We start from the raw sequence: 23,893 nt of genomic DNA, 5'->3' as shown, positions 1-23,893 counted from the left end.
TACCTATGGTTGTGCATGACGGGGTGAGGCCGATCGCCCGCCGGCGGCGTGCCCGACTCGTTTCAATCGAGCGAGAGGGCGGCACGCTGGGCGGCCTGAAGCTCCTTGTTGCCCTTTTCGGCGAGGTCGAGCAATGTGTTGAGTTCGGCGCGGTTGAACGGGCGGTGTTCGGCGGTGCCCTGGATCTCGATGAAGTCACCGGATCCGGTCATCGCCACGTTCATGTCGGTCATCGCCTGACTGTCCTCGATGTAGGGCAGGTCAAGCATCGGCGTGCCGTTGATAACGCCGACCGACACCGCGGAAACGGCGTCTTTGAGCACGCGGTCGGCCGAACGAATGTGGCGCTTCTGCTCAGCCCAGCGCATCGCGTCGACCAGCGCCACATACGCGCCGGTGATCGAGGCGGTGCGGGTGCCGCCATCAGCCTGCAGCACATCGCAGTCGATCTGGATCTGGTTCTCGCCAAGCGCCTTCATGTCGACGACGCCGCGCAGGCAGCGGCCGATCAGACGGCTGATCTCATGGGTGCGGCCGCCGACCTTGCCGCGCACTGACTCGCGGTCGGTGCGCTCGGCGGTGGCTCGCGGCAGCATCGAATATTCGGCGGTCACCCAGCCGAGTCCGGAATCCTTGCGCCAGCGCGGCACCGACGGCGTGAACGTCGCCGTGCACATCACGCGCGTGTTGCCGCATTCGATGAGTACCGATCCTTCGGGCACATCCGTGAAGTGCCGCGTGATGCGCACCGGGCGCAGTTCGTCCACTACGCGGCCGTCCGCGCGAATCACCATTGCCTTGTCCAACATGTCTTTGATTTCAGCCATGCCTTCAACGTAGCACCATGCGGCGAACGTGCCCGCAGCGCGGCACGTCTCCCGCCGCCGCTGCAGCAGCCATCGTGACCGCCGTCACGCCGAATGGCTCTTGCGCGAGTCGCCGCGCGACACTAGGGTTTTGAATAACACACGATTCTTGTCTTGCGGGAGGGCGGTCATGGTCGATTATTCACCGGCACTGATGACGGATATGTATGAGTACACGATGCTGGACGCCAGCCTGAAGGATGGCACGGCGAACCGCAAATGCGTGTTCGAGGTGTATACGCGCCACCTGCCCGAAGGCCGCCGTTACGGCGTCGTGGCGGGCATCGGCCGCATTCTGGATGAGCTGGGTCGGTTCCTCCTCAGCGACGAGGACCTGCGTTTCCTGTCCGACCGCAAGGTGGTTAGCAAGGAGACGATTTCGTGGCTGGAGAACCTGCATTTCTCCGGTTCGATCAAGGGTTACCGCGAGGGCGAGATGTTCTTCCCGAATTCGCCGATTCTGCAGGTCGAGGGCACGTTCGGCGAGTGCACGCTGCTGGAGACGCTGGTGCTGAGCGTGCTGAACTATGATTCGGCGGTCGCATCCGCCGCCTCGCGCATGGTGAGCGCAGCGAAGGACCGCCCCTGCATGGACATGGGCGGGCGCCGCACCAACGAGTGGGCCGCGGTGGCAGCCGCACGAGCCGCGGTCATCGGCGGTTTCCAGGGCACAGCGAACCTGCTTGCGGCGCAGCTGTATGGACTGAAGGCCATCGGCACCGCCGCGCACTGCTTCACGCTCGTACATGATGACGAGCGCAGCGCCTTCGCCTCGCAGGTCGAGGCGCTTGGCCGCAACACCACGCTTCTGGTGGACACGTACAACGTCGAAGAGGCGGTGAAGACCGCCGTGGAGGTCGCCGGTCCTCAGCTGGGCGGCGTGCGCATCGATTCGGGTGATCTGGCCGCCATGGCGCAGCGCGTGCGCAACCAGCTGGACGCCTTGGGCGCGACGAACACGAAGATCACCGTCACCAACGATCTGGACGAGTACGCGCTGGCCGCCCTGCAGAGCGCGCCGGTGGACTCGTACGGCGTGGGCACGATGCTGGTCACCGGCTCCGGTGCCCCGACCTGCGCGATGGTGTACAAGCTTACCGAGCGCGAGAATTCGGCTGGCGTGATGCAGCCCGTGGCGAAGAAGTCGAAGGACAAGGCCAGTGTTCCCGGCCGCAAGCTCGCCTACCGTTCATATGAGTATGGTCTGGCCGAGACGGAACATGTGGTCTCCGGATCGGAAACCCAGCTGGCCGAGTATCGTCCGGCTGAGGGATGGAAGGACCTGCTGGTCGACTACGTCGACCACGGTGACATCGATTCGCGTTATCAGGGTCACGCCGCCATCGCCGACGCGCACGAATACCGGGCCAAGGCCCTGCGCGAACTGCCGATCACCGCGCAAAGCCTGATGAAAGGCGAGCCGGTAATCCCCACCGAAATCACCGTGCTGTAATCCTTCTCGCCCCGCGAGCTCGATGTCAAGCCCGGTCAGCACCTCGACCATCACGGCCACCACCTTGCTGACGCTGATGTGTGTGGATGCCAGCGTGTCGAAGAACCAGTCGGAATACGCCCATGTCCTCGGCAGCGCATGGCTTTTCTTCTCTTCCGGACCGAACCGCGTGGCCCATTCGCGGCGGACCAGCATGTCCATCTGCTCGCGCTCGAACCGCTTGCCCTCCGCCTTGTCGGCGAACAGCGGCAGCGGCGACTTGTAGTACTGGCGTCCGTCGCTGTACGAGTTCTCGCGCTGCTTCTGCATCATCTTCTGCTTCATGCTCTCCAACCTGTCGTTGGAGACCTTCAGGCCCTCGCGAAGATGCCGCGCCTCGCCCTACAGCTGGGTGAGGTACTGGAACACCTCGTCGGCGGCGGACTCGTCGATATGGCCGTCGTCGTCGGTGATAAATTCGACGAGCTCCTGCATCGAGTCGAATTGCGTGCGCGTCATGGCGGCGCCTTCCGGCAGGGCTGCCGACAGCCCCCACGTCGCTTTCGGGGTGACGAGGTCGAATACGGCGGCGACATCATGCAGATTCGAGGCGAGGCTGTTCGCGTCGAACAGGGGCTTGCCGAAGCGACGGGCCACCACTACCGCGGGATGCTGGCGGTCGGGGGACGTCAGGTATTCGGATAGGGCTTCGGCCTCGTCGGCATCGCTGATGGCAATCGCAGTGCCCGTCATCGTATCGTAAGGTTCCAGTGGCTCATATTGCGATGAATTGGATTGCGCTGTCATGGCGAACGGTGATGTGCCGGTCTGTATCGAACCTGATTGTGCGGAACCAGACTGTGCGATGGCATCGATCCCCTGCAACGCCTCCCCACCATTATTTCATATTTCACGCGGCATGTTCCACAATGTCCGCTTTCGCGATAGACGCCGTTTCTTCAAGATTCCGGGGAATCCGCGCGATGTGCTGCACCGATGAGCATCACCGCAAAAGCAAAAACCGGGCGGGAAAGAACCCGCCCGGCAATGTCATGCTCGGCCACGCCGATACCGCATCAGCGGCCCTTAATCTCGGAGCCGATGACCTTTTCGCTCAGCGCCTTCGGACCGCGCGTCACGGCGACCGCGCCGGAACGCACCAGCTCGATCACGCCGTAGTGCTCCAACAGACCCAGCAGCGCGTCGATCTTGCCTTCGGCACCGGTGGCCTCGATGGTCAGCGACTCCGGGTTCACATCGACAACACGCACACGGAACAGGCGCACGATCTCCAGCACGTCAGAACGGTTCGACTCGTTCGCCGCCACCTTGATGAGCACCAGTTCACGCTCCACGGTGGTGTTCGGATCGAGTTCGACGATCTTGAGCACGTGCAGCAGCTTGTTGAGCTGCTTGATGATCTGCTCCAGCGGCACGGCCTCCACGTCGGCGGTCACGGTGACGCGGGAAATGTCCGGACGCTCGGTCGGCGAGACGGACAGCGAGTTGATGTTGAACGCACGACGGGCGAACAGGCCGGCGATGCGGGCCAGCACGCCGGGACGGTTCTCGACGAGCACCGACAGCGTGTGACGCTCGGAACCGAGGCGGGAAGCGGGATACATAGCCATAATCACTTACTCCTTATTCCTTGACAACCGTGCCGTCACGCCTGGTCACCATCGTCGACGCCCTTGTGCAGCAGCGGCTGCGTGCCCGGACGATACGCGACCTCGTTGTTGGACGCGCCGGCTGCCACCATCGGCCACACCATGGCGTCCTTCCATACGCGGAAGTCGATCAGCACCGGACGGTCGTTGATCTCGTTCGCCTTGTTGATCGCGTCAATCGCCTCGTCCTCGGTGAACGCGCGAAGGCCGACGCAGCCGTACGCCTCGGCGAGCTTGACGAAATCAGGCACGTCGAAGAACTCTCCGCCTTCCTTCGAATCGCCGTCAGCCAGGTTGGTCTGGGAGTAGTGCTGCTCGAAGAACAGAGTCTGCCACTGGCGCACCATGCCGTACACAGAGTTGTTGATGATGGCGATCTTCACCGGCGCATGATCCAGGAACGCGGTCGTCAGCTCTTCGGAAGTCATCTGGAACGAGCCGTCGCCCGCGATCAGCCACACCGGCTTGCGACCCTTGAAGTCGCGTTGGGAGCCGACCGAAGCGCCGATGGCGGCCGGAAGGCCGAAGCCCATCGTGCCGAGGCCGCCGGAGGAGATCCACGAATGCGGCTTCTCGAAATCAATCAGCTGGGCCGACCACATCTGGTGCTGACCGACGTCGGACACCCAGATCGTGGAGGGGTCGGCATGGTCGGACAGCTGCTTGATGACCCACTGCGGCGCGAGCGAACCATCGGTCGGCTTATCGCACGGCTGATCGTAATCGATGGCATATTCCTCGCGCAGGCGGTTGAGCTCGTCCCACCACGGCTTGAGGTTCGGCTTGCCGCCGATGGCCTGAGAACGCTTGATTTCAGGAATCAGGTCGTTGAGCACGGTGGACACGTCGCCGACGATCGGCACGTCGGGAGCGCGGTTCTTGCCGATTTCGGCCGGATCGATGTCGATGTGGATCACCCGCGCGCCGGGTGCGAACGCGTCGAGCTTGCCGGTCACACGGTCGTCAAAGCGCGCGCCGATGGCGACCAGCAGGTCGCAGCGCTGCGCGGCCGCGGTGGCGGCAACGGTGCCGTGCATGCCGAGCATTCCGAGCGCCTTGGGGTTCGAGTTCGGCACGATGCCACGGGCCGGGAGCGTGGTGACGATCGGCGCGCCGGTCACTTCGGCCAGTTCGGCCACTTCGGCGGACGCGTTGGAACGCACCGCGCCACCGCCCACGTACAGCACGGGACGGTACGACTGCGCGAACAGCTTCGCCGCATCCGAGATCACGCGACCGTGCGCCTTCGTGGTGGGATTGTAACCGGGCAGAATCATGCGCTGCGGCCACGAATAATACATCTCGCCGGTCTGCGCGGTCTTGGTCAGGTCCACGACCACCGGGCCGGGGCGGCCCGAACGGGCGATATAGTGCGCCTCGGCGAGCACGCGGGGGATATCCTGTGCGCGGGTCACCAGATACGAGTGCTTGACGACCGGATAGGTCGCCCCAACGATGTCCGCCTCCTGGAAGGCGTCGGTGCCGATGGCGTTCACGCCCACCTGACCGGTGATCACGACGAGCGGCACGGAATCCATGTTCGCGTCGGCGATTGGGGTGATCATGTTCGTCGCGCCCGGGCCGGACGTGACGATGCACACGCCCACGCGGCCTGTCGCCACCGCATAGCCTTCGGCGGCATGGCCGGCGGCCTGCTCGTGGCGTACGAGCGTGAACCGGAACTTCGTATCGTCGTTGATCGCGTGGAACACCGGCAGGATGGCGCCGCCGGGCAGGCCGAACACGTCCTGCACGCCCAAATCCTCCAGCGCGCGAATCAACGCCTGCGCGCCGGTCATTTTCTCACCGTCGATGATCGTCTGCTTGTCTGCGGATGCGGTGTTTTTCGGAACGCCGCTGAACGCCTGCAATGGTGTGGGTAGAGCCATCATGTCCTCTCAACTCAAATCGTTCGGTCATATGCCTGGACCCGTCGCGCCTCGCGAGCGTTCATGACTTGCGTGCGCCGACGGTCACGATGCGCGTTCGCTTGTGGCTATGGCGTCTGTGATTCGTATTTTCTCAGTTTAAGCATACAGGTGACAGCATCGCGCAATCGCCGTTCACCAGTTGGTCAGTTGCCGGCCGAGCCGCTGCGCCGGTGCTTGGACGAGCCGTTCTTGCGGGCCGCCTTGAGCGCGGGCGCGTACCGGTCGAGCTCATGCCAGGCCATTTCCGCCGCGGCGAGCTGCGCCTTGCGCTTGCTGGTGCCGGTACCCTTGCCGATGATGTCGTCTTTCGGGCCGATGGTGGCCTTGGCGGTGAATTCCTGCGCGTATTCGGGGCCGGACACGCTCATGCGGTACCGCGGCTCATCCAGGCCGAGCTCGTGCGCCTTCACGGTCAGCGAGGTCTTCCAGTCCAGGGCTGGTCCTTCGGTGGCCACTTCCGCCAACGTGTCGTCGATGAGCCGGTGCACGACCTTGCGCGCGCCTTCGATGCCGTGCTCCAGGAACGTGGCGCCGATCAGCGATTCGACGATGTCGCACAGAATGGAGCTTTTCTCGGCACCGCCGGACTTCGCCTCGCCGTGCCCGAGCAGGATGAACGGGCCGACGTGCAACTTGTCCCGGGCGATCGCCGACAGGGCCTCCTCCGAAACGGCCTTGGCGCGCATCTTCGCCAGCTGGCCTTCGGTCATGTCGGGATGCAGCGTGAACAGCGTCTCGGTCGATACCAGTTCTAGCACGGCGTCGCCGAGGAATTCCAGCCGCTCATAGTTCGATGTGCCGGGGTGTTCGTGCGAGAACGAACGATGGGTGAGCGCCTGTATCAGCAGATCCGGGCTGATGGTGACGCCCAGCGCGGAGAACAGCTCTTCGCGCGGTTCAGGTTCAGTCATGTTTTTCTCCTTGTCCACCGTATCCGGCCGCACGCGCACGCCCTGAACGCATACGCGCAGTGTCCGGATGGCAATATGCGACAATATACGAAGACCCTGCCACCCGTCGATGGCAGGGTCTTCATTTCGCTATCGGCATTCGGCTGCGATCACTTGGTGTGAGCGGAGCGAATGGCTGCGCGGTACACGCGGCCGCGGTAGGAGCCGCAGCTCGGGCAAGCCATGTGCGGCAGCGCCGGAGCGCCGCAGTTCGGGCATGCGATGGTCTGGGCGGCGGTAGCCTTCCAGTTCGCGCGACGCGAGTGCGTGTTGGCGCGCGAGGTCTTGTACTTAGGCAGTGCCATTTGTTATTCCTCTGTTTCGTTCGAACAATTGAGCTTAAGCGTACGGTATCTTAACGCATCGCCCGTACAACGGCATGTCGCGGCGTCGTGCGAGCAGGTTCCCAGACCCGCACGCCGATCGCCCACCGTTACTTGTCGCCGTGCTCCTCGGCCTCCAGCTGGGCCTTCAACCCGGCCAGAGCCGCGAACCGCAGATCGGTCACGTCATGATGATGGTCCGGGTGCTCGTTGAGGTCGACGCCGCACTGCGAGCACAGTCCCCGGCAGTCCTCGCGGCACAGGGGCTGCAATGGCAGCGCCTCCACCAGCGTGTCACGCAGCAGCGCCTCCAGGTCGGCGAACGCCCCGTCCCGGCTCAGCGGATACACGTCCTCGGACTCGTCCTCCCCCGCGACGATCTCCACGTCCTCGTTCTTGGGCTTGCCGTGCGAGCGGGCCTTCGCGCTCTCCTCGTAGGGGAAGAACGCGACGACGTCCACACCCCAATCGCGCTTGATGGGCTTGAGGCAGCGTGTGCACTCGGCCGCGACGGGCGCTTCGATGCGAGCGGTCAGCACCAGGCCGTCGACTATCGAGTCGAACGAGCCGTGCACGCTGACGTCCGCGCCCTCCTTCACGCCGATGACCTCATCGCCGATGCCGCTCGGCGCGGGAAACACCGCGTCCACCGTCTTGGACTGCCCCGGCCGCGACGCCACCTGCGCCACGCTGACCGCCCATGCGGAATCCTCCGGTCGTGCCATACAAATCTCCTCCCTGCTGCTGCCGCGCATGCTGTTGCGCGTTCCGTTACACTCCGGCGCGCCCCTACTGCGCTTCCGGATAATCGTTGATGTTCAGGTGCGGCATCTGCTCGCCCGCCGCGCGCTGCCGTTCCTCAAGCACGTTGAGTCCTGCCTGCACGTCGTGACTGAGCTTGCCGAGCTGCTCCTGCAGGCCGGTCATCACCGTCGTGCAGTACTCGTCGGCGCCATTGGTCAGATGGTCGGCACGCGCCTGCGCCTTGTCGAGAATCGCACGCGCACGCTGCCGCGCCTTGTCGGTGATGTTCTCCTGGCCGACGAGGATCTGCGCCTGCTTGTTGGCCTCGTCCAACGTGTCGGCGGCACGGCTCTGCGCCGACGCGATGATGGCGTTCGCCTGCGTCTGCGCGGATTCCAAGCGCCGCTCGGCCTCGCGCATCAGCGCGGACGCGCGCTCCAGCTGCACCGGGAGCATCCGCTTGAGCTCGTCCAGCTGACCGGCGAACTCCTCGCGGTCCACACGCACCATGCTGGGCGCGAACAGGCTGGTCTTCGCGGCCTCCAGCGTCGCCTCCATCGAGTCGATGATGTCATAGACGGTGGTGAACTCCTCGCGGGACTTCACCTCCTCGGGGTTCATGTCGGCCTTCGGATCCAGCGTCTCGCGCAAATCGGGGAGCTGACTGATCGGGAACGTCGGCTTGGACTGCTTCGCGTAATCGGATATGTCCGGCTTGTTCTCGTGCGTCGCAGCGGCGGCCGGCTGCGGCTTGTGCGACATTTCGTCCCACACGCTGGCAGGTGCCGCGCTTTCCGGCGCATCGTTCAGCCGCGCCGCGGCCGCATACGTGACGCTGTAGGCGTCGGTCGACTGCGCGGCCGGCTCGGTGCCGGTCGCGGGATTCATGGCGGCGCCGCCGTCGTTGCCGTCACCGACGTTGACGATGCCATCGTTCGTTGATTCATCCATGCTGCATCTCTTTACTTTTATTCCGGTCACGTATCAGAGACCGGAAAACCCAGACAATATCATATGGGATTCGCGTCGCGACGTCACTCGCCACGCTCATGGCTCAACGCCTCGTCCAGCATCGGCACCACGCCATCAGGCACCATGCCGGTCACGTCGCCGCCATGCCGGGCGACGTCCTTGACGATGGAGCTGGAAATATGCTCAAGCACCGGGTCGGCCGGCAGGAACAGCGTCTCCACCTCTGCGAGCTTGCGATTGACAAGGGCCATGCCCAGCTCCGCCTCGTAATCGCCGTTCTGCCGCAGGCCCTTGACGATGACGGTGGCACCGATCTCCTTGCAGTAGTCGGTGATCAGGCCGGTCGTGGACGCGACCTTGACATCGGGGAATCCGTCGTGGTCGAGCGCCTGACGAATGATATCCACTCGCGTATGCGCCGGGAACATCGGGGTCTTCGCGGCGTTCACGGCCACGACCACGTGCACTTCGTCAAAAAAACGGGCGCACCGCTCAATGACATCCAAATGTCCCGCGGTCACGGGGTCATACGATCCTGGGCATACTGCGATAGTCATATGCATAGCCTACCGCGAATCGCCGGACAGCCCGCATACGAGCGAGCCGGGGCTCAGACGCCGGACATGCAGCGGTAGCATGCGGGCATTATCATGAATCTATGCCGGCGGAAGACAGACCGGCCATTCGCCGCTATGATGTCGTCATGGATGAAGGAATGGAGTCGAAATGTCATCTGAACCGTCAACACAGCTAAAGCCGACATCCGCCGTCGCAGGAGGGATCGCCGCGGATCTCGCGGATCCGGTGTCGCCGCTGTCCACCCCGGACCAGGGCACGGGGACGGCGGTGCTGGAGCGTCCGGAAACCGAGGAGCAGACCGACCGTTCCGACAATGGCGACGCCGACCGGTTCGCGCACTATGTGTCGCGCGATCGCATCGCCGAATCAAAGCTCACCGGCCGGCCCGTGGTCGCGCTGTGCGGCAAGATCTGGGTGCCGAAGCACGACCCGTCGCAATACCCCGTCTGCCCGGACTGCAAGCGCATCTATGAAGAGATGATGAAGTAAGGTCGCGCGCCGCGCGCGGCGATTACTCCAGTTTTTCGGACAATTCCATCCATTCGGCCTCCAAGGCGCCGGACTCGTCGGAGACGGCCTGAAGCTGCCCGTTGAGCTTGTTCAGCCCCTCATAGTCGCTCGGATCATGGGCGGCCATATCCGCTTCGAGCGCGGTCTTCTGCTCCTCCAGCTTTGCGAGCTTGCGCTCGATGGCGGAGATGCGCTTGCTGGTCTCGCGGAATTCCTTGCCGCTGAGCTTGGGGGCGTCGTCCGCCGTGGCAGTGACGCCGGAGCCGGCCGGCTCCTTCTGCGAAGCCGATACGCCTGCCGGCGCTGCGGTCTTCGCTTTTTCGATCATGTCGAGATAATCGTCGACGCCACCGGGCAGATGCCGCACCTTACCGCCGATCAGTGCGAACTGCTGGTCGGTGACGCGCTCCAGCAGGTACCGGTCGTGGCTGACGACGATCAGCGTGCCCGGCCACGTGTCGAGCAGATCCTCCATGACGGCGAGCATATCGGTGTCGAGGTCGTTGCCGGGCTCGTCCATGATGAGCACGTTCGGCTCATCCAGCAGGATCAGCAGCAGCTGCATGCGGCGCTTCTGTCCGCCCGACAGGTCGCGGATCGGCGTCATCAGCTGCGCGGATTCAAAGCCGAGCCGTTCCATCAGCTGACCGGGCGTGACTTCCTTGCCGTCGACGATATAGCTGGGCTTGTAGCGGGACAGTACTTCCTTGATCTTGTATTTGCCGAGTTTCTCCAGCTCGTCGAGCCGCTGCGAAAGCACCGCGAACTTCACGGTCTTGCCGATGTTGACATGCCCGGCTGTCGGCGTGAGCGTGCCGTCGATGAGCTTGAGCAACGTGGATTTGCCGGCGCCGTTCGCGCCGACGATGCCGAAACGGTCACCGGGGCCGATCAGCCAGGTCACGTCGTCGAGAATCTTGCGACCGGCGACGGTGATCTTCTGCGCCGCGGAGGTGACCTGCGGCGCGACCGACTCCTCCGTGACACCCTTACGTTCCGCGAGCGCCTCCGCCTTCGCCTTGGCTTCCGCTGCGGCCTGGATGGATTCCGGCACGCCGGCGTCCACGAGACGCGGGTCGGCGAGCGTGTCGACGGCGACTTCGACGGAACCGGTCACGCGCGGCTCCGAGTATAGGGAGGGGACGATATCGATCTGAGAGGAGGAGGCGGAGGCCTGATCCGCCGCCGTGTCGTCGGTCGGCGTGACCGGCTGCTCGCCCTGGCTTTTCGCGAAGATCTGCGTGACGTCGATCAGGTCGACGACCTGCTTGCCCAGGCGCGACGTGGCCATCTGCTTGAGTTCGACGGCGTTGCGCATGGGCGGCACGTCGGCGATGAGCTCCCGCGCGGCCTTGACATGGAACTTCTGCTTGGTGGAGCGGGCGCGGGCGCCGCGCGACAGCCAGGCGAGCTCCTTGCGCGCGAGGTTGCGGCGCTTCGTCTCTCGCACATCAGCCTGTCGGTCGCGCTCCACGCGCTGCAGCATGTATGCGGAGTAGCCGCCTTCGAACGGGTCGATCACGCCGTCGTGGACCTCCCACATCGACTCGCACACCTCGTCGAGGAACCAGCGGTCGTGGGTGACGAGCAGCAGCGCCCCCTGCCCTTTCGACCAGCGGTTCTTGAGATGTTCGGCAAGCCAGTGGATCGTCACGACGTCCAGATGGTTGGTGGGCTCGTCGAGCGCGAGGATGTCCCAATCCTTGAGCAGCAGCCGGGCCAGGTCGGCGCGGCGTCGCTGGCCTCCGGACAGCGAGCCGACGCGGGCGTTGAGGTTGATGCCGCCCAGCAGCGCCTCGACGATCTCGCGCGACTTGTTGTCGGCGGCCCACTCGTAATCCTCGCGGCCTTCCAGCGCGGCCGCGCGCACGGTGGCGTCGTCGTCCAGCGGGTCGCGCTGGTCGAGCATGCCGAACGTCAGTCCGCCGCGCTTGGTGACTCGCCCGGAATCCGGCTCCTGAGTGCCTTTGAACAGGTGCAGCAGCGTGGATTTGCCGTCGCCGTTGCGGCCGACGATGCCGATGCGATCGCCCTCGAATACGCCCTGCGTCACATCGGTGAAGATGGTTTTGGTGGCGAAGGCGAGTGAAACGTGTTCCAATCCAAGGTCATAAGTCGGCATGACTCACCAATGTAGCGTCAGCGGTGGGCATCAACGTCCGAACCACCACCCGCCCCCGCTGGCTCGTCATGTTCGCCCCCGCTGGCGGGGGCGAACTCGCAGTTCGCTAGCGCAGGGATTGGGCGTAGGTGTTGCAGCGGGCGGCGAATCCGCCGAACACCTGCTCGGCCAACGGCTGCAGGCGCGGATTATATTCGGCGAACGCTTCGCGCAGCTGCGACTTCGATCCGCCCACCGCCTTGAGGTCCTTGACCATCGAGGACTCATCCAGCCATTCCTCCAGCAACGTCGGCGTCACTTCGAGATGGAACTGCATGCCCAGCGCCGAGCCGATGCGGAACGCCTGCACCTTGGTGTGCTCGGACCGCGCCAGCAGCTGGGCGCCGGCGGGAAGCCCCACCACGTCGTTGTGCCAGTGCAGCACGTCGATCTGCTTGTTCCACATCGAGAAGTAATTGTGCTTGTCAACGCGCTTGATCGGCGCGAACCCGATTTCCGGCGACTCGCCACGGCTGAGTTTGCCGCCCAGCGCGGTGGCGATGATCTGATGGCCGAGGCACACGCCCAGCACCGGCTTGCCGACGCTGATGGCCGCCTTGACCAGTTTCGCCTCGACCTTGAGACCGGGATACTTGTCATAATCCAGCGCGCCCATCGGACCGCCCATAATCACCAGTCCGGCGACCTGCGCGAAGTCAGGCAGATCGGGCTTCTTTTCCTTGGCGATGTTCACCACCGTGGACGACATGTTCAGGTCATCCAGGTTGTCCAGGATGCGCCCCGGCTTCTCCCACGGGACGTGCTGCACGATAAGCACTTGCGATTGCGTCATAACTCCATTGTTGCATCACCTACGTAAACTTTGCACACCGTTTCTTCATCTTTCGTATTTCCAGCCGCGCCCGGGCGGCCGCGCAATCACATTTGCCGGGTGGTTTGTCTGGCGGTTTGTCGCATAACGCGAATACGCTCGACATTATGACACAAGCCTCAGAACCGCAGAATTCCAATACTTCCGAGAACGCCGGCGTGGCGCGCGCCGCGGCCGGTCTGAAGCTGTATGACACGGCTTCGCACACGGTCTCGCGTTTCACCCCGATCAAGCCCGGCCAGGTGGGGATCTACGTGTGCGGCGCCACCGTGCAGAGCTCCCCGCACATCGGCCATATCCGAGCGGCCGTCGCGTTCGATGTGGTGCGGCGATGGATGCTGCGGCTGGGATATCAGGTCACGTTCGTGCGCAACGTGACCGATATCGACGACAAAATCCTCGACAAGGCGGCCGTGGCAGGCCAGCAGTGGTGGGCGCGCGCATACTTCTACGAGCGGGAGTTCACGCAGGCGTATGACACGCTTGGCGTGCTGCCGCCGACGTATGAGCCCCGCGCGACCGGGCACATGATCGACATGATCGACCTGATCCGCCGCATCATCGACAACGGTCACGGCTACGTAGTTTATGACGCGGATGGCAAGCCGACCGGCAACGTGTATTTCGACGTGGCGAGCTGGCCGCATTACGGCGAGCTGACCCATCAGAAGCAGGGCGCCGCCGAGGCCGACGAGGCCGCCGCCGTGGCTGACCGCATGGGCCCGTCCGTGGATGCGGCCGGCGACGACAAGTACAATCCGATCGACCCCGCCGACGCATCCCCCGACAAGCACGATCCGCGCGATTTCGCGCTGTGGAAGGCGCCGAAGCCCACCGACCCGCAGGACGCGCGCTGGTCGACGTCGTTCGGCGTGGGCCGCCCCGGCTGGCACATCGAATGCTCGGCCATGAGCCACCGGTATCTGGACGGCATGTTCGACATCCACGGCGGCGGACTGGACCTGCGCTTCCCCCATCACGAGAACGAGATGGCGCAGACGCGTGCCGCCGGATACGAGTCGGCCGCACGCTGGATGCATTCGGCGTGGGTGACCGCCAAGGGCGAGAAGATGTCGAAGTCGCTGGGCACCGGCCTGTCCGTGCCGAGTGTGCTGGCCGAGCACTCCGCATGGGTGGTGCGCTATGCGCTCGGCTCCGTGCAGTACCGTTCGATGCTCGAATGGTCCGACCAAGCGCTGGTCGAGGCCCAGGCCGCATACGAACGCATCATGAACTTCATCGAGCGCGCCGGCGTGGCTTTGGGCGAGCAGCCCGAGCGCGCCGAGATCGCCGGGGTCAGCGCCGATGATCTTCCCGCCGATTTCGTCTCCGCGATGAATGACGACGTGAACGTCTCCGGCGCCACGGCGGCGATCTTCACCGCGATTCGCAACGGCAACACGCTGCTGAGCAAGCTGGATGACCGTGCCGACGGCGATGTGGCCCGCGCCGAGGTGCGCAGCGCCCTGGTCGCGGTGCGGGCGATGCTGGATGCGCTGGGACTGGATCCGCTGGCCGAGCCGTGGGCCGGTGCCGCAGGCGCGGACGGCAACGGCGAGAGCCGCGAGCATGATGTGCTGGACGCCCTGATCACGGAGCAGCTGAACGCCCGCGCCGAAGCGCGCAAGTCCCGCGACTTCGCCAAGGCGGACGCGATTCGCGACGCGCTGGGTGCCGCCGGCATCGCCATCGAGGACGGCCCGCAAGGCAGCACGTGGAGTTTGAAGTAATCTCCCCGACACTGTGTGATCCGTTATGTTGAGCCCCGCCCCCAAAGCGGGGCTCAACTGGTTACGGTTATGCGATCGGAGCATATTTTGACGGTGAAAGCGCCGATAGCAGCCCAGCATTGTCGCTGGCATTATGCCAGCAAATGCAATCAAATACCAAGCAGGAACGCCCCGGCATCATCGCGGGACAGTCATGATCATCCGATCCTGTTCCGCTCCTTAATCGAACACGAAATCGACATCCACGATATGCAGCCGCTTGGTCAGCTCCTTCTCCAAGTCTCGCTTGCACTCCACCAGATCCTCCACGTCAATGCTCTGACCGATACCGCTCAGATACACATCGACCGTATAGTTCATGCCGGTCTTGAACACCAGTACCTGCTCGTAATCGGTGTTCTGCGGCAGATGCCGCTGCGCCGCCGACTCCACGAACGCGTTCGTCGCATCGTCGTCATGCACTCCGCCGACCAGTTCCACGAACGCGTCCTTGAGCACACCGAACGGCTCCTTGATCGTGAGCAGCACCAGTGCGACGGTGATGAAGAAATCACCGGTGTAATGCAGGAAATCCAGAGGGCCGCCAGCCGGCAGGAACCACAGGAACACGGCCACCACACCGATGCCGAACGACATCGAACCGTCGACCAGCGTGCTCTTGCACTCCGCGGTCAGCATCGTGCTGGAATTGCGGATGCGCCGGTTCTCGCGCCGGTAATACAGGTACAGTCCTAGGCAGACGGCCACGGTCAGGATCTCGTAAATCACCACGGGCCCGGTCTCGATGCGCCCGCCCTGCCCAAGCACGAAATAGTCATAGGCGACGCGCGTCACATCGACGAGAGAGAAGAGCAGCAGCGACATCGTCAGCATCGCCTTGCAGATGGCGTATATCGGTTCCAGAGCGAACATGCCATTGGGGAAGCGCTCGGTGGTGCGCACGGTGCGCGACGACAGGTATGCGGCGACGAGGCCGGACAGCACGGAGATGACGGTGAAGGAGAAGTCCAGGAACATGGCCTTCAGACCGGTCATGAAGAACACGGCCATGCCTGCGAGCACCTGCAGGATGTTGATGACGATGCCCACGATCAGGGCTTTGCGTTCGATGGTTTTCTGGTGTGGCATAGGCGGGCCTTCCATATTGCACGGCATGTCTGCGTCGGCGTCAGAGCGGCAGTCTGCGTATAGGTTGGGTCCGAAGGATAATCAAAACAGCTCAGCGATCCAATAATCCACGGAAATTATTGCCCTTCCATGGTAACGGAAACGAACGATTCCAGGCGTGTCGGTTCGCGCTGAGCGTGCGGGAATCCCCGCCGCCCACAAGGCCAACGGTTCTGTCGCATTTCCGCCGCTCTCTCGCGTCGGTCCCACGCGCAGCCGCGACCGCCGAACGGCGCCCCGCGGCACCTCTCCGTCGCCGTGCGGGCCGCCTCGGCGGCAACCCGCTGGTTTTCCGCCGCAACGGCTAGACTGGTTCGCATTATGGCTGCTTTTAGTTCTTTGACAGACCGGCTCTCGAATGCGTTCAAGCATCTGAAGAGCAAGGGCAAACTTTCCGAGGCGGATATCGACGGCACGATCCGTGAGATCCGCCGCGCACTGCTCGACGCCGATGTGGCGCTCGACGTGGTGCGTTCCTTCACCGCGCGCATCCGCGAACGTGCGCTCGGCACAGAAGTGTCCGAAGCGCTCAACCCGGCGCAGCAGGTGGTCAAGATCGTCAATGAGGAGCTGACGGATGTGCTCGGCCAGGGCGTGGACCGGCCGCTGAACTTCGCCAAGAACCCGCCGACGATCATCATGCTGGCCGGCCTGCAGGGCGCCGGCAAGACGACGCTCGCCGGCAAACTCGGCTACTGGCTGAAGGATTCCGGCCACACGCCGCTGCTGGTCGCCGCCGACTTGCAGCGTCCGAACGCCGTGACCCAGCTGCAGGTGGTCGGCGAACGCGCCGGCGTGCCGGTGTACGCGCCCGAGAAGGGCGTCCAGTCCGACGGGGGCGACTCGGTGTCCGCGCCGGGCGAGACCTCCGGCGACCCGGTGAAGGTGGCCCGCGATTCGATCGCGCTAGCCAAGCAGAAGCTGTACGACACGGTCATCATCGATACCGCCGGCCGACTGGGCGTCGACGAAGTACTGATGCAGCAGGCCCGCGACATCCGCGATGCCGTGAACCCCAACGAGATCCTGTTCGTCATCGACGCAATGATCGGCCAGGACGCCGTCCAGACGGCCAAGGCGTTCGACGAGGGCGTGGATTTCACCGGCGTGGTGCTGTCCAAGCTCGACGGCGACGCCCGCGGCGGTGCGGCGCTGTCGGTGGCGAGCGTGACCGGCAAGCCGATCCTGTTCGCCTCGACCGGCGAAGGGCTCAAGGACTTCGAGGTCTTCCACCCCGATCGCATGGCCTCGCGCATCCTCGACATGGGCGATATCCTCACCCTGATCGAACAGGCGCAGAAGCAGTTCGACGAGGAGGAGGCCCGCAAGGCCGCCCAGAAGATGGCGGAAGGCGAGTTCGGACTCGACGACTTCATGGATCAGCTGCAGCAGGTGCGCAAGCTCGGCTCGATGAAGTCGCTGCTCGGCATGATCCCCGGCATGGCGCAGCACCGCAAGGAACTGGAGCAGTTCGACGAGAAGGAGATCGACCGCACCGAAGCGATCATCCGGTCGATGACCCCCGAAGAGCGGCGCAACCCGAAGATCATCGACGGCTCTCGCCGCGCCCGCATCGCCTATGGTTCCGGCGTAACCGTCTCGGCGGTCAACGGGCTGCTGCAACGGTTCGAGCAGGCCGCGAAGATGATGAAGCGCATGAGCAACAAGGCCATGGGCGGCATCCCCGGTTTCGGAGGCCCCGCGGTAGGCGGCGGCAAGAAGGGCAAGAGCAAGAGCAAGAAGAAGGGCTCGAAGTCCGGCAATCCGATGAAGCGCGAGGCCGAGGAGAAGGCGCTGCGCGACAAGCTCGCCGGCAAGGGCTCCGGTTCCGGCAAGTCCGGCGGGTCCGCCTTCATGAAGAAGCCGCAGAATCCGGCTCTTCCGGCCGGGCTGCAGGATGCGCTCGACGCGAACGGTGGCGAGCTTCCGCCCAACTTCGGCGGCGGCCTTTCCGGTCTGCTCGGCTGATTCGGCCCGTTTTTCTCTGGCGCCGGGTGGGTATGGACGTTTTCGGCCATCCCCGCCCAGCGCCAAATCATTTGCCATATCTTCGCAGCTTTCCACTCGCCGCGAATTCGCAACGGCTGCCGGTACACTGAAAGCCATTATTCACTCGTTGGAATGTTAGGTAAGGAGTTCGGCGGTGGGCGTGTTGTCGTGGATACTGCTGGCGGCGTGCATGCTATGGTCGGCGTTGCGGTTCCTGCCAGCCGGACGGGAAGCGCACATGCCGACGATGCCTTACATGATTGCACTGATTCGTTTTTTGTGGATACCGTACCTGGTCATCGCGGTATGGGCCGGTCTGGTCGGCTCGTGGTGGCAGTGCGGCGTCGCCGTCGCCGGCATCGTGTCGATACTTGCCATGCAGGTTCCGTATTGGACGAACATGCCACGGGAACGATGGCACCACCAGCGTGGAACATCCCATGAAACAGCGTCAGACGACCATCGCCAGACCGCGCGATCCGCCGACGCCGAGCCGACCGCGAACCCGCCGCAGGCGAGCGGCGACACCTACCATCTGATGACGTTGAACTGCCGCTATGGCAAGGCGAGCGCCGACGCCATCATCGCGGCCGTGCGGGAACGACACATCGATGTCCTCGCGCTTCAGGAACTCAGTACGGATCTCATCAAGCGTCTTGAGCGCGGCGGCCTGCACAGGATCCTCCCCTATCGGCAGCTCGGTACGCCCCGCGAAAAGACCGACAACGGCGGCTTCAACGGCATCTGGTCGCGCACCAAGCCGAAACGCGGCACGCATGGCATTGTCTCGATACCTGCGGCCGACGTGCCGGGCATCATGCTGCAAACCGATGACGGCACCACCGTGGCATTCGCATCCGCGCACACCAAATCGCCGATGCGCGGCTGTCGGGAATGGTCAGACGGCATCCGGTCCCTGAGCGCGCTGGTTCCGACGCCGCGCAAGTCAGTCAGCGCAGGTACTGGCCGCGAGGAACGTGCCACCGGCTCGAAAGCCGGACGCGGCGGTGGTTCCGCATATCCCGACGTCGATATCGCGGTGCTCATGGGCGACCTCAACGCCGATATCGACCATGCCAGCTTCCGCGAGCTGCTGCGGTCCGGATTCCGCGACGCCGCACTGGCACAGGCTCGCGGACATGTCAATACCTTCCCCAGCCAGGTGCCGTGGCCGCGCATCGAGCTCGACCACATCATGGCCGCGACGCGAGAATCCGCGTCAGGCTCCGCCGCCGAGCCGGCACGAGCCGTCGCGTTCAGCGGCGTCGAATCATTCATCGTGGAAGACACCGACCACCTCGCGCTGACCGCCACAATGACTATTTGAGCGGCATGCCGCACGGACAGCATGGCGGATACGCGTCACTGAGCGCGCCCACCGTCACTGAGCGCGGGCACACTCACAGTGACGCACCCACAAAACCCTTGCAATCACCGGGTTTCCGGGTTGCGTCACGCTGTGCGGGCACACGCAGCGTGACGCAACCCGCTCACAGTGACGCAGAATGACCGAGACGGCCCGCCCCCGGCACATCAAAAACAACAATGCCGCATGGGCTCCCGTAGAAGTCCATGCGGCGAGGCTTGGATTGCCCGACTACAGCACCGCCATCGCGAAATCCACGAGCAGCTTGATGCCGTACAGGACGATGATGCCGCCGCACACGCGGTTGAGCACGCCGATGATCTTCGGATTGAACTTGTGCGCGAACGCGTTGACGACGAGCGTGACGCCGAGGAACCACATCACTGAAGCGGTCTCAACGCCCGTGATGAACGGGGTGGCCTGCTGCGCGCTCAGCGTAGCCGCAAACGCACCGAGCATCAATGTGCCGTCGATGATGGCCTGCGGGTTGAACCACGTGACCACGCATGCGGTGCCAACGGTCTTCAGCAGTCCACGCAGACCGAGACGCTTGGCAGGGGCTTCAGCACCAGCGACCGGACTCACCGTCGAAGCAGTCGCAGCAGCAACCACACCGGCCCCAGCGCCGTTCTCGGAAGTCGACTTCTTCTTCGGCAGCAGCAGTCCCAGACCGATGCGCACCACGACGGCGCCGCCCAGGCCAAGCACCACGGTCTGCAGCCACGGATGCGCCTGCATCAACGCGCCGATGCCGAAAAAGCACGCCAGCGACAGCACGATATCGAAGAAAATCACAATCACCGCAGTAATCAACGCGTTGCGACGCGTACGCGTCAACGCGGAATTGATCACGAACAGATTCTGCATGCCGATTGGCGCGACATACGCCAATCCCATCGTCAAGCCCTGAAAATACAGACCCATCATCACTCCCGACAATCATTTGGTTGGGTCATCATCACCCAACCAAAACCAGCCAATATGCCATCAGCTGGATTTCCTCACGCGGATTGCAAGTTATACAAAATCCGCCTTATTCCAACACCTTTGCCATATTCTACAGATTCGATTACACTTGGCAACCAGCCAAGAACAGAGCAATGCACCCAACCAAAAATCAGGCATCATGACACGCAGCACACCATTGGACATCAACTGGGAGCCGGACCGCAGCAGCGGCGAGCCCATAACCGAACAGATCGTCGGTTTCATGTGCGCCCGCATCTCAAGCGGCGACTGGCCGATCGGATCAAGACTGCCCAGCCAGCGGGTACTGGCCGAACGCTTCGGCGTGAACCGGTCCACCATCATCGCCGCGATCGGAGAGCTCGCCGACTACGGCATCGTCGAAGGCCGGCACGGCGCCGGCACGCGCATCGCCAGCAACACGTGGTCGCTGATGTTGCCGGGCGCGCCGGACTGGGCGGATTACGTGTCGTCCGGGTTCTTCAAGGCGAACAACGACACCATTCAGACGATAAACCGACTCGAATTCGACCGGTCGAAAACCCGTCTCGGCACCGGCGAGCTCGACCCGCGGCTGTTCCCCCGTGACATGTGGCGGCGCGTGGCCGGCGAAGCCGCGGCCGAGATAAGCTCGCTCGGGTATCCGCCGCCGGAGGGCCTTGACGTGCTGCGCGAGGCGATAGCGGCGCACATGGAGGCGTGGGGCATCAGCTGCACGCCCGGGCAGGTTCTTGTATCATCCGGCGCATTGCAGGCGTTGCAGATGATTTCGGTGAGTCTGCTGTCGGCCGGCTCCACGGTCTATGCGGAGGCGCCGAGCTACATCAAGTCGCTGCAGGTGTTCCAATCGGCCGGCATGAAACTCGCCGGCGTACCGATGGACGAGCATGGCCTTGACGTGGATGCGCTGGGGAGGCTGATGGGCGGCGGGTCGCAGTCCGAGGGGATGACGGCGGCGGTACCGTCCGCCCCGCAGACCTCACTGCCGCCGCGGGCCAAGGCCACGCGCGAGAATGACGCGGTGCTGTACACAATCCCCACCAACCACAATCCCACGGGCGTCACGATGAGCGAGCCACGCCGTCGGGCGCTCATCGCCTCATGCGTGGCGAACCGGTTGCCGATCATCGAGGACTGCGCATACCAGGACCTCATCTTCGACGGGGATACGCCGCACACGCTCAAATCGTTCGATGAGACCGGCATGGTGATTACGCTGGGCAGTGCGTCGAAGGCACTGGCGCCGGGACTGCGCATCGGCTGGATCGTGGCGGACGAGCGCATCGTGCAACGGCTGGCCGACGTGAAGATGCAGATGGACTACGGGGCGAGCACGCTGAGCCAGTGGGTGTTCGCGCGATTCCTGTCCAGCGGCCTGTATGACGAGTACATGGTCTCGCTGCGCATGCAGCTACGCCGGCGGCGGGACGCCGCACTGGAGACGCTGGAGCGACTGTTCGCCGGCCGTGCCCACTGGAACGTGCCGCGCGGCGGTTTTTACGTCTGGCTCACGTTCGACGAGCCGGTGCGCACAGGGCGCCTGTTCCAGCGCGCAATCGAGCACGGTGTACTGCTCAACCCCGGCGACATCTACGATTTCGAGGGGGACAACTCGCTGCGCCTGAGCTACTCCTACACCACGCCGGAGGAGTTCGCGGCCGCCGCCGAAACCCTGGCCTCTTTGGTATAGGCCTCGATGGCGGCTTCGGGCTGGACAGCGTCCAAGCAAACCCGCCGTTATCCGTCTCGAAACCGCCCGCTGCGACCGGCCAAGGTACCCCATGTGGCCGTATCTCGTTTTCAAGGGGTTGATTTCGGCCCCGCCGGACATCTATCTGCGTTTCAAGGGGGCGCCAAAACGCGATATCCGAAGTATGATCGGCGAAATACCAACGGAATCATGCGGTTCTTGGGCCGCTTATACTTTGTGACCAACCCCTCGAAACGCAGATAGGCATTCGGAACAACACGAATCAACCCCTCGAGATGCAGATAGCCCCGAATCCTCCGCCAGTGAATGCCGACTAGGCTTTCAAGCATCACGTCAGACACCTTGCGCGCCGATGTTTTTGCCACGTCGACCCCGACGATCGCTCGCCAGCTCCAGCGTGTCGGGTATCCACCCCTATGCGTTATAATTTATCGGTTATTCGTGATGGGTGGAGCCCTCTCATTCTGCCTTTCATGAGGAACACGTGGGTTCTCGGTTGAGGTGCCCCACACACAATCGAAAATCCGCAAACCTAGTATTACAAGGAGAGCCATTTTGGCAACCAAGATTCGTCTGAAGCGTATGGGTAAGAAGTTCTACGCCTTCTACCGCGTGGTCATCACCGATTCCCGCAACAAGCGTGACGGTCAGTCCATCGAAGAGATCGGCACCTACAACCCGAACACCCAGCCTTCGACCATCCAGATCGACTCCGAGCGCGCACAGTACTGGCTCGGTGTCGGTGCTCAGCCGTCCGAGCCTGTGCTCAAGCTGCTGAAGATCACCGGCGACTGGCAGAAGTTCAAGGGCCTCGACGGTGCCGAAGGCACGCTGAAGACCGTGGAAGCCGGCCCGGACGCCGCAGCCCGCGTCGAAGCCGTGGAAGCCGAAGCCCAGAAGCTGAAGGCCGCGAAGTCCGCCGCTGACGCCAAGGCCAAGGCCGAAGCCGAAGCTGCCGCTGAAGCTGAAGCTCCCGCCGAGGAAGCGCAGGCTGAGTGATCATGCTCGCGCAGGCTGTGGAACACCTCATCAAGAACATCGTCGATTTTCCCGATGACGTTTCGGTCAAGTCCCACGAGAACGCGCGCGGCGAACTCATTCGCGTGCGCGTGAACCCGGAGGATATTGGCCGCGTGATCGGCCGCAGCGGCCGCACCGCCAATGCGATCCGCACCGTGGTGCAGGCACTTGCCGACCACAAAGTGCGCGTCGACATCATGGATGTGCGCAGGTGAACCCTAGCGTGGAGCGTCAACAACACTCTGACGACCCTCAGCAGCGCGAGTTGCTGAGGGTCTGTCGTATCGGACGCGCGCAGGGGCTCAAAGGCGAGGTCACCGTGCAGATCTTCACGGACGAGCCGGAATATCGGTTCGCTCCCGACTCCGTGCTGTACACGCGCGACGGTTCGCAGGAATACGTCGTCGAGTACGCGCGCACATTCAAGAACCGTTGGATCGTTAAGTTCGAGGGCATTGATGACCGCGACGCCTCCGAGGCGGCGAATGGCATCGAGCTGTACGGCGAGGCTGACGATCCCGAGGACATGCTGGAAGAGGACGCCTGGTATCCGAAGGATCTGGTCGGGCTTGAAGCGCGGCTTGCCGAGGGCAACGGGCTCGGTCTGCCGGCCGGCCAGGTCATAGGCAAGGTCGTGGACGTACTCGACAGCGCGCAGACGCTGTTGAAGATTCGCCTGGTCTCGCCGGTTCGGGATTCCGTCACCGGCGAAGTGACGGAATCGACCGCACTGGTGCCGTTCGTCGACGAGTTGGTGCCCGACATCGACCTCGAAGAGGGGTATCTGACGATCGACCCGCCCGGCGGGCTGATTCCGGGACTGTGATTCGGCCCCGGTCACCCTTCAGTGTCCGACAGCTGCGGCTGTCGGACACTGTCATATATGACGGCGTTGTTGCCGGGCGCCGAGCCGAGTCCGGCAACAATGCGGCGCGCCCGGATGCGTAGCAAGGCTGACAGACGCGATTTATAAA

The 23,893-nt window shown here is 63.7% G+C and carries 22 protein-coding genes and 2 pseudogenes; 10 read left to right on the top strand and 14 right to left on the bottom strand.

Annotated features, from left to right (window positions below; all coding sequences use genetic code 11):
• Positions 1–62: 62 nt before the first annotated feature.
• Positions 63–827 carry a ribonuclease PH gene (gene rph, locus MMB49_RS01950; RefSeq protein WP_003811904.1) on the bottom strand — a complete coding sequence of 255 codons (765 nt, stop codon included), beginning with the start codon at positions 825–827 and terminating at the stop codon, positions 63–65.
• A 169-nt stretch (positions 828–996) separates the two neighbouring features.
• Here rph and MMB49_RS01945 point away from each other — a divergent pair, with 169 nt between their 5' ends.
• Both MMB49_RS01945 and MMB49_RS01940 read left to right on the top strand, forming a co-directional pair.
• Positions 997–2,319, top strand: a complete 1,323-nt coding sequence (locus tag MMB49_RS01945; protein ID WP_003815731.1) for a nicotinate phosphoribosyltransferase — start codon at positions 997–999, stop codon at positions 2,317–2,319.
• Between the two features lie 22 nt (positions 2,320–2,341).
• The gene (locus tag MMB49_RS01940) at positions 2,342–2,584 is read left to right on the top strand and encodes a hypothetical protein (protein WP_003815733.1); all 243 of its coding nucleotides are present in this window, start codon (positions 2,342–2,344) and stop codon (positions 2,582–2,584) included.
• 116 nt (positions 2,585–2,700) lie between these two features.
• On the opposite strand, the gene MMB49_RS01935 is transcribed toward MMB49_RS01940, so the two are convergent.
• From MMB49_RS01935 to coaD, 8 genes are all read right to left on the bottom strand, one after another.
• Positions 2,701–3,051, bottom strand: coding sequence for a hypothetical protein (locus tag MMB49_RS01935; protein ID WP_155641534.1), 351 nt, complete (start codon positions 3,049–3,051; stop codon positions 2,701–2,703).
• A gap of 323 nt (positions 3,052–3,374) precedes the next feature.
• A complete protein-coding gene (ilvN, locus tag MMB49_RS01930) occupies positions 3,375–3,929 on the bottom strand; it encodes an acetolactate synthase small subunit (RefSeq protein ID WP_003811897.1) in 555 nt (184 codons plus the stop codon).
• Between the two features lie 35 nt (positions 3,930–3,964).
• Positions 3,965–5,857, bottom strand: coding sequence for an acetolactate synthase large subunit (locus tag MMB49_RS01925; RefSeq protein ID WP_022174044.1), 1,893 nt, complete (start codon positions 5,855–5,857; stop codon positions 3,965–3,967).
• Positions 5,858–6,042: 185 nt separating this feature from the next.
• A complete protein-coding gene (gene rnc / locus MMB49_RS01920) occupies positions 6,043–6,810 on the bottom strand; it encodes a ribonuclease III (RefSeq protein WP_047271544.1) in 768 nt (255 codons plus the stop codon).
• A gap of 149 nt (positions 6,811–6,959) precedes the next feature.
• Entirely contained in the window at positions 6,960–7,154 is a 195-nt protein-coding gene (gene rpmF / locus MMB49_RS01915; protein ID WP_003811892.1) for a 50S ribosomal protein L32, read from the bottom strand.
• Positions 7,155–7,282: 128 nt separating this feature from the next.
• Complete coding sequence (locus MMB49_RS01910; protein ID WP_003811890.1) at positions 7,283–7,897, bottom strand: YceD family protein; 615 nt, start codon at positions 7,895–7,897, stop codon at positions 7,283–7,285.
• A gap of 64 nt (positions 7,898–7,961) precedes the next feature.
• Positions 7,962–8,867 (bottom strand): cell division protein, encoded by a 906-nt coding sequence (locus MMB49_RS01905; protein ID WP_003815742.1) that lies wholly within the window; start codon positions 8,865–8,867, stop codon positions 7,962–7,964.
• 83 nt (positions 8,868–8,950) lie between these two features.
• Positions 8,951–9,445, bottom strand: coding sequence for a pantetheine-phosphate adenylyltransferase (gene coaD, locus MMB49_RS01900; RefSeq protein ID WP_013389543.1), 495 nt, complete (start codon positions 9,443–9,445; stop codon positions 8,951–8,953).
• Positions 9,446–9,614: 169 nt separating this feature from the next.
• Between coaD and MMB49_RS01895 the strand changes: the two genes are divergently transcribed.
• Positions 9,615–9,956 carry a DUF3039 domain-containing protein gene (locus MMB49_RS01895; protein ID WP_003811884.1) on the top strand — a complete coding sequence of 114 codons (342 nt, stop codon included), beginning with the start codon at positions 9,615–9,617 and terminating at the stop codon, positions 9,954–9,956.
• Positions 9,957–9,978: 22 nt separating this feature from the next.
• Here the strand turns inward: MMB49_RS01895 and MMB49_RS09605 are convergent.
• The 3 genes and pseudogenes from MMB49_RS09605 to MMB49_RS01885 form a co-directional block, all read right to left on the bottom strand.
• Positions 9,979–10,164: pseudogene (locus MMB49_RS09605) on the bottom strand (ABC transporter C-terminal domain-containing protein); the annotation flags it as partial.
• Between the two features lie 138 nt (positions 10,165–10,302).
• Positions 10,303–12,099 (bottom strand): annotated as a pseudogene (locus tag MMB49_RS01890) (ABC-F family ATP-binding cassette domain-containing protein); the annotation flags it as partial.
• 106 nt (positions 12,100–12,205) lie between these two features.
• Complete coding sequence (locus MMB49_RS01885; RefSeq protein ID WP_003811881.1) at positions 12,206–12,931, bottom strand: type 1 glutamine amidotransferase; 726 nt, start codon at positions 12,929–12,931, stop codon at positions 12,206–12,208.
• Positions 12,932–13,077: 146 nt separating this feature from the next.
• Between MMB49_RS01885 and cysS the strand changes: the two genes are divergently transcribed.
• On the top strand, positions 13,078–14,700 hold the full coding sequence (gene cysS / locus MMB49_RS01880; protein ID WP_047271541.1) for a cysteine--tRNA ligase: 1,623 nt from the start codon (positions 13,078–13,080) through the stop codon (positions 14,698–14,700).
• 219 nt (positions 14,701–14,919) lie between these two features.
• On the opposite strand, the gene MMB49_RS01875 is transcribed toward cysS, so the two are convergent.
• Complete coding sequence (locus MMB49_RS01875) at positions 14,920–15,828, bottom strand: cation transporter (RefSeq protein WP_047271539.1); 909 nt, start codon at positions 15,826–15,828, stop codon at positions 14,920–14,922.
• 360 nt (positions 15,829–16,188) lie between these two features.
• Here MMB49_RS01875 and ffh point away from each other — a divergent pair, with 360 nt between their 5' ends.
• Both ffh and MMB49_RS01865 read left to right on the top strand, forming a co-directional pair.
• Positions 16,189–17,835 (top strand): signal recognition particle protein, encoded by a 1,647-nt coding sequence (ffh, locus tag MMB49_RS01870; protein WP_047271537.1) that lies wholly within the window; start codon positions 16,189–16,191, stop codon positions 17,833–17,835.
• Between the two features lie 175 nt (positions 17,836–18,010).
• Complete coding sequence (locus tag MMB49_RS01865) at positions 18,011–19,183, top strand: endonuclease/exonuclease/phosphatase family protein (protein ID WP_047271536.1); 1,173 nt, start codon at positions 18,011–18,013, stop codon at positions 19,181–19,183.
• Between the two features lie 270 nt (positions 19,184–19,453).
• Here the strand turns inward: MMB49_RS01865 and MMB49_RS01860 are convergent, their stop codons facing one another.
• Entirely contained in the window at positions 19,454–20,146 is a 693-nt protein-coding gene (locus tag MMB49_RS01860) for a LysE/ArgO family amino acid transporter (protein WP_047272008.1), read from the bottom strand.
• A 202-nt stretch (positions 20,147–20,348) separates the two neighbouring features.
• Here MMB49_RS01860 and MMB49_RS01855 point away from each other — a divergent pair, with 202 nt between their 5' ends.
• The 4 genes from MMB49_RS01855 (at position 20,349) to rimM (ending at position 23,745) form a co-directional block, all read left to right on the top strand.
• Entirely contained in the window at positions 20,349–21,878 is a 1,530-nt protein-coding gene (locus MMB49_RS01855; RefSeq protein ID WP_047271534.1) for a PLP-dependent aminotransferase family protein, read from the top strand.
• A gap of 576 nt (positions 21,879–22,454) precedes the next feature.
• Positions 22,455–22,898 (top strand): 30S ribosomal protein S16, encoded by a 444-nt coding sequence (rpsP, locus tag MMB49_RS01850; protein WP_003819603.1) that lies wholly within the window; start codon positions 22,455–22,457, stop codon positions 22,896–22,898.
• A 2-nt stretch (positions 22,899–22,900) separates the two neighbouring features.
• Positions 22,901–23,134, top strand: coding sequence for an RNA-binding protein (locus tag MMB49_RS01845; protein ID WP_003811858.1), 234 nt, complete (start codon positions 22,901–22,903; stop codon positions 23,132–23,134).
• Positions 23,135–23,142: 8 nt separating this feature from the next.
• A complete protein-coding gene (gene rimM, locus MMB49_RS01840) occupies positions 23,143–23,745 on the top strand; it encodes a ribosome maturation factor RimM (protein WP_013389537.1) in 603 nt (200 codons plus the stop codon).
• Positions 23,746–23,893 lie beyond the last annotated feature (148 nt).

This window comes from Bifidobacterium sp. SKU (genome assembly GCF_026016405.1).
Classification (GTDB): domain Bacteria; phylum Actinomycetota; class Actinomycetes; order Actinomycetales; family Bifidobacteriaceae; genus Bifidobacterium; species Bifidobacterium bifidum.
This window is presented reverse-complemented; position numbering and strand designations above follow the sequence as displayed.

What these genes read in the sequence shown, in the direction of transcription:
- rph (WP_003811904.1), bottom strand. Translation starts at nt 827, where the DNA reads ATGGCTGAAATCAAAGACATGTTGGACAAGGCAATGGTGATTCGCGCG.
- MMB49_RS01945 (WP_003815731.1), top strand. Translation starts at nt 997, where the DNA reads ATGGTCGATTATTCACCGGCACTGATGACGGATATGTATGAGTACACG.
- MMB49_RS01940 (WP_003815733.1), top strand. Translation starts at nt 2,342, where the DNA reads ATGTCAAGCCCGGTCAGCACCTCGACCATCACGGCCACCACCTTGCTG.
- MMB49_RS01935 (WP_155641534.1), bottom strand. Translation starts at nt 3,051, where the DNA reads ATGACGGGCACTGCGATTGCCATCAGCGATGCCGACGAGGCCGAAGCC.
- ilvN (WP_003811897.1), bottom strand. Translation starts at nt 3,929, where the DNA reads ATGGCTATGTATCCCGCTTCCCGCCTCGGTTCCGAGCGTCACACGCTG.
- MMB49_RS01925 (WP_022174044.1), bottom strand. Translation starts at nt 5,857, where the DNA reads ATGGCTCTACCCACACCATTGCAGGCGTTCAGCGGCGTTCCGAAAAAC.
- rnc (WP_047271544.1), bottom strand. Translation starts at nt 6,810, where the DNA reads ATGACTGAACCTGAACCGCGCGAAGAGCTGTTCTCCGCGCTGGGCGTC.
- rpmF (WP_003811892.1), bottom strand. Translation starts at nt 7,154, where the DNA reads ATGGCACTGCCTAAGTACAAGACCTCGCGCGCCAACACGCACTCGCGT.
- MMB49_RS01910 (WP_003811890.1), bottom strand. Translation starts at nt 7,897, where the DNA reads ATGGCACGACCGGAGGATTCCGCATGGGCGGTCAGCGTGGCGCAGGTG.
- MMB49_RS01905 (WP_003815742.1), bottom strand. Translation starts at nt 8,867, where the DNA reads ATGGATGAATCAACGAACGATGGCATCGTCAACGTCGGTGACGGCAAC.
- coaD (WP_013389543.1), bottom strand. Translation starts at nt 9,445, where the DNA reads ATGACTATCGCAGTATGCCCAGGATCGTATGACCCCGTGACCGCGGGA.
- MMB49_RS01895 (WP_003811884.1), top strand. Translation starts at nt 9,615, where the DNA reads ATGTCATCTGAACCGTCAACACAGCTAAAGCCGACATCCGCCGTCGCA.
- MMB49_RS01885 (WP_003811881.1), bottom strand. Translation starts at nt 12,931, where the DNA reads ATGACGCAATCGCAAGTGCTTATCGTGCAGCACGTCCCGTGGGAGAAG.
- cysS (WP_047271541.1), top strand. Translation starts at nt 13,078, where the DNA reads ATGACACAAGCCTCAGAACCGCAGAATTCCAATACTTCCGAGAACGCC.
- MMB49_RS01875 (WP_047271539.1), bottom strand. Translation starts at nt 15,828, where the DNA reads ATGCCACACCAGAAAACCATCGAACGCAAAGCCCTGATCGTGGGCATC.
- ffh (WP_047271537.1), top strand. Translation starts at nt 16,189, where the DNA reads ATGGCTGCTTTTAGTTCTTTGACAGACCGGCTCTCGAATGCGTTCAAG.
- MMB49_RS01860 (WP_047272008.1), bottom strand. Translation starts at nt 20,146, where the DNA reads ATGGGTCTGTATTTTCAGGGCTTGACGATGGGATTGGCGTATGTCGCG.
- MMB49_RS01855 (WP_047271534.1), top strand. Translation starts at nt 20,349, where the DNA reads ATGACACGCAGCACACCATTGGACATCAACTGGGAGCCGGACCGCAGC.
- MMB49_RS01845 (WP_003811858.1), top strand. Translation starts at nt 22,901, where the DNA reads ATGCTCGCGCAGGCTGTGGAACACCTCATCAAGAACATCGTCGATTTT.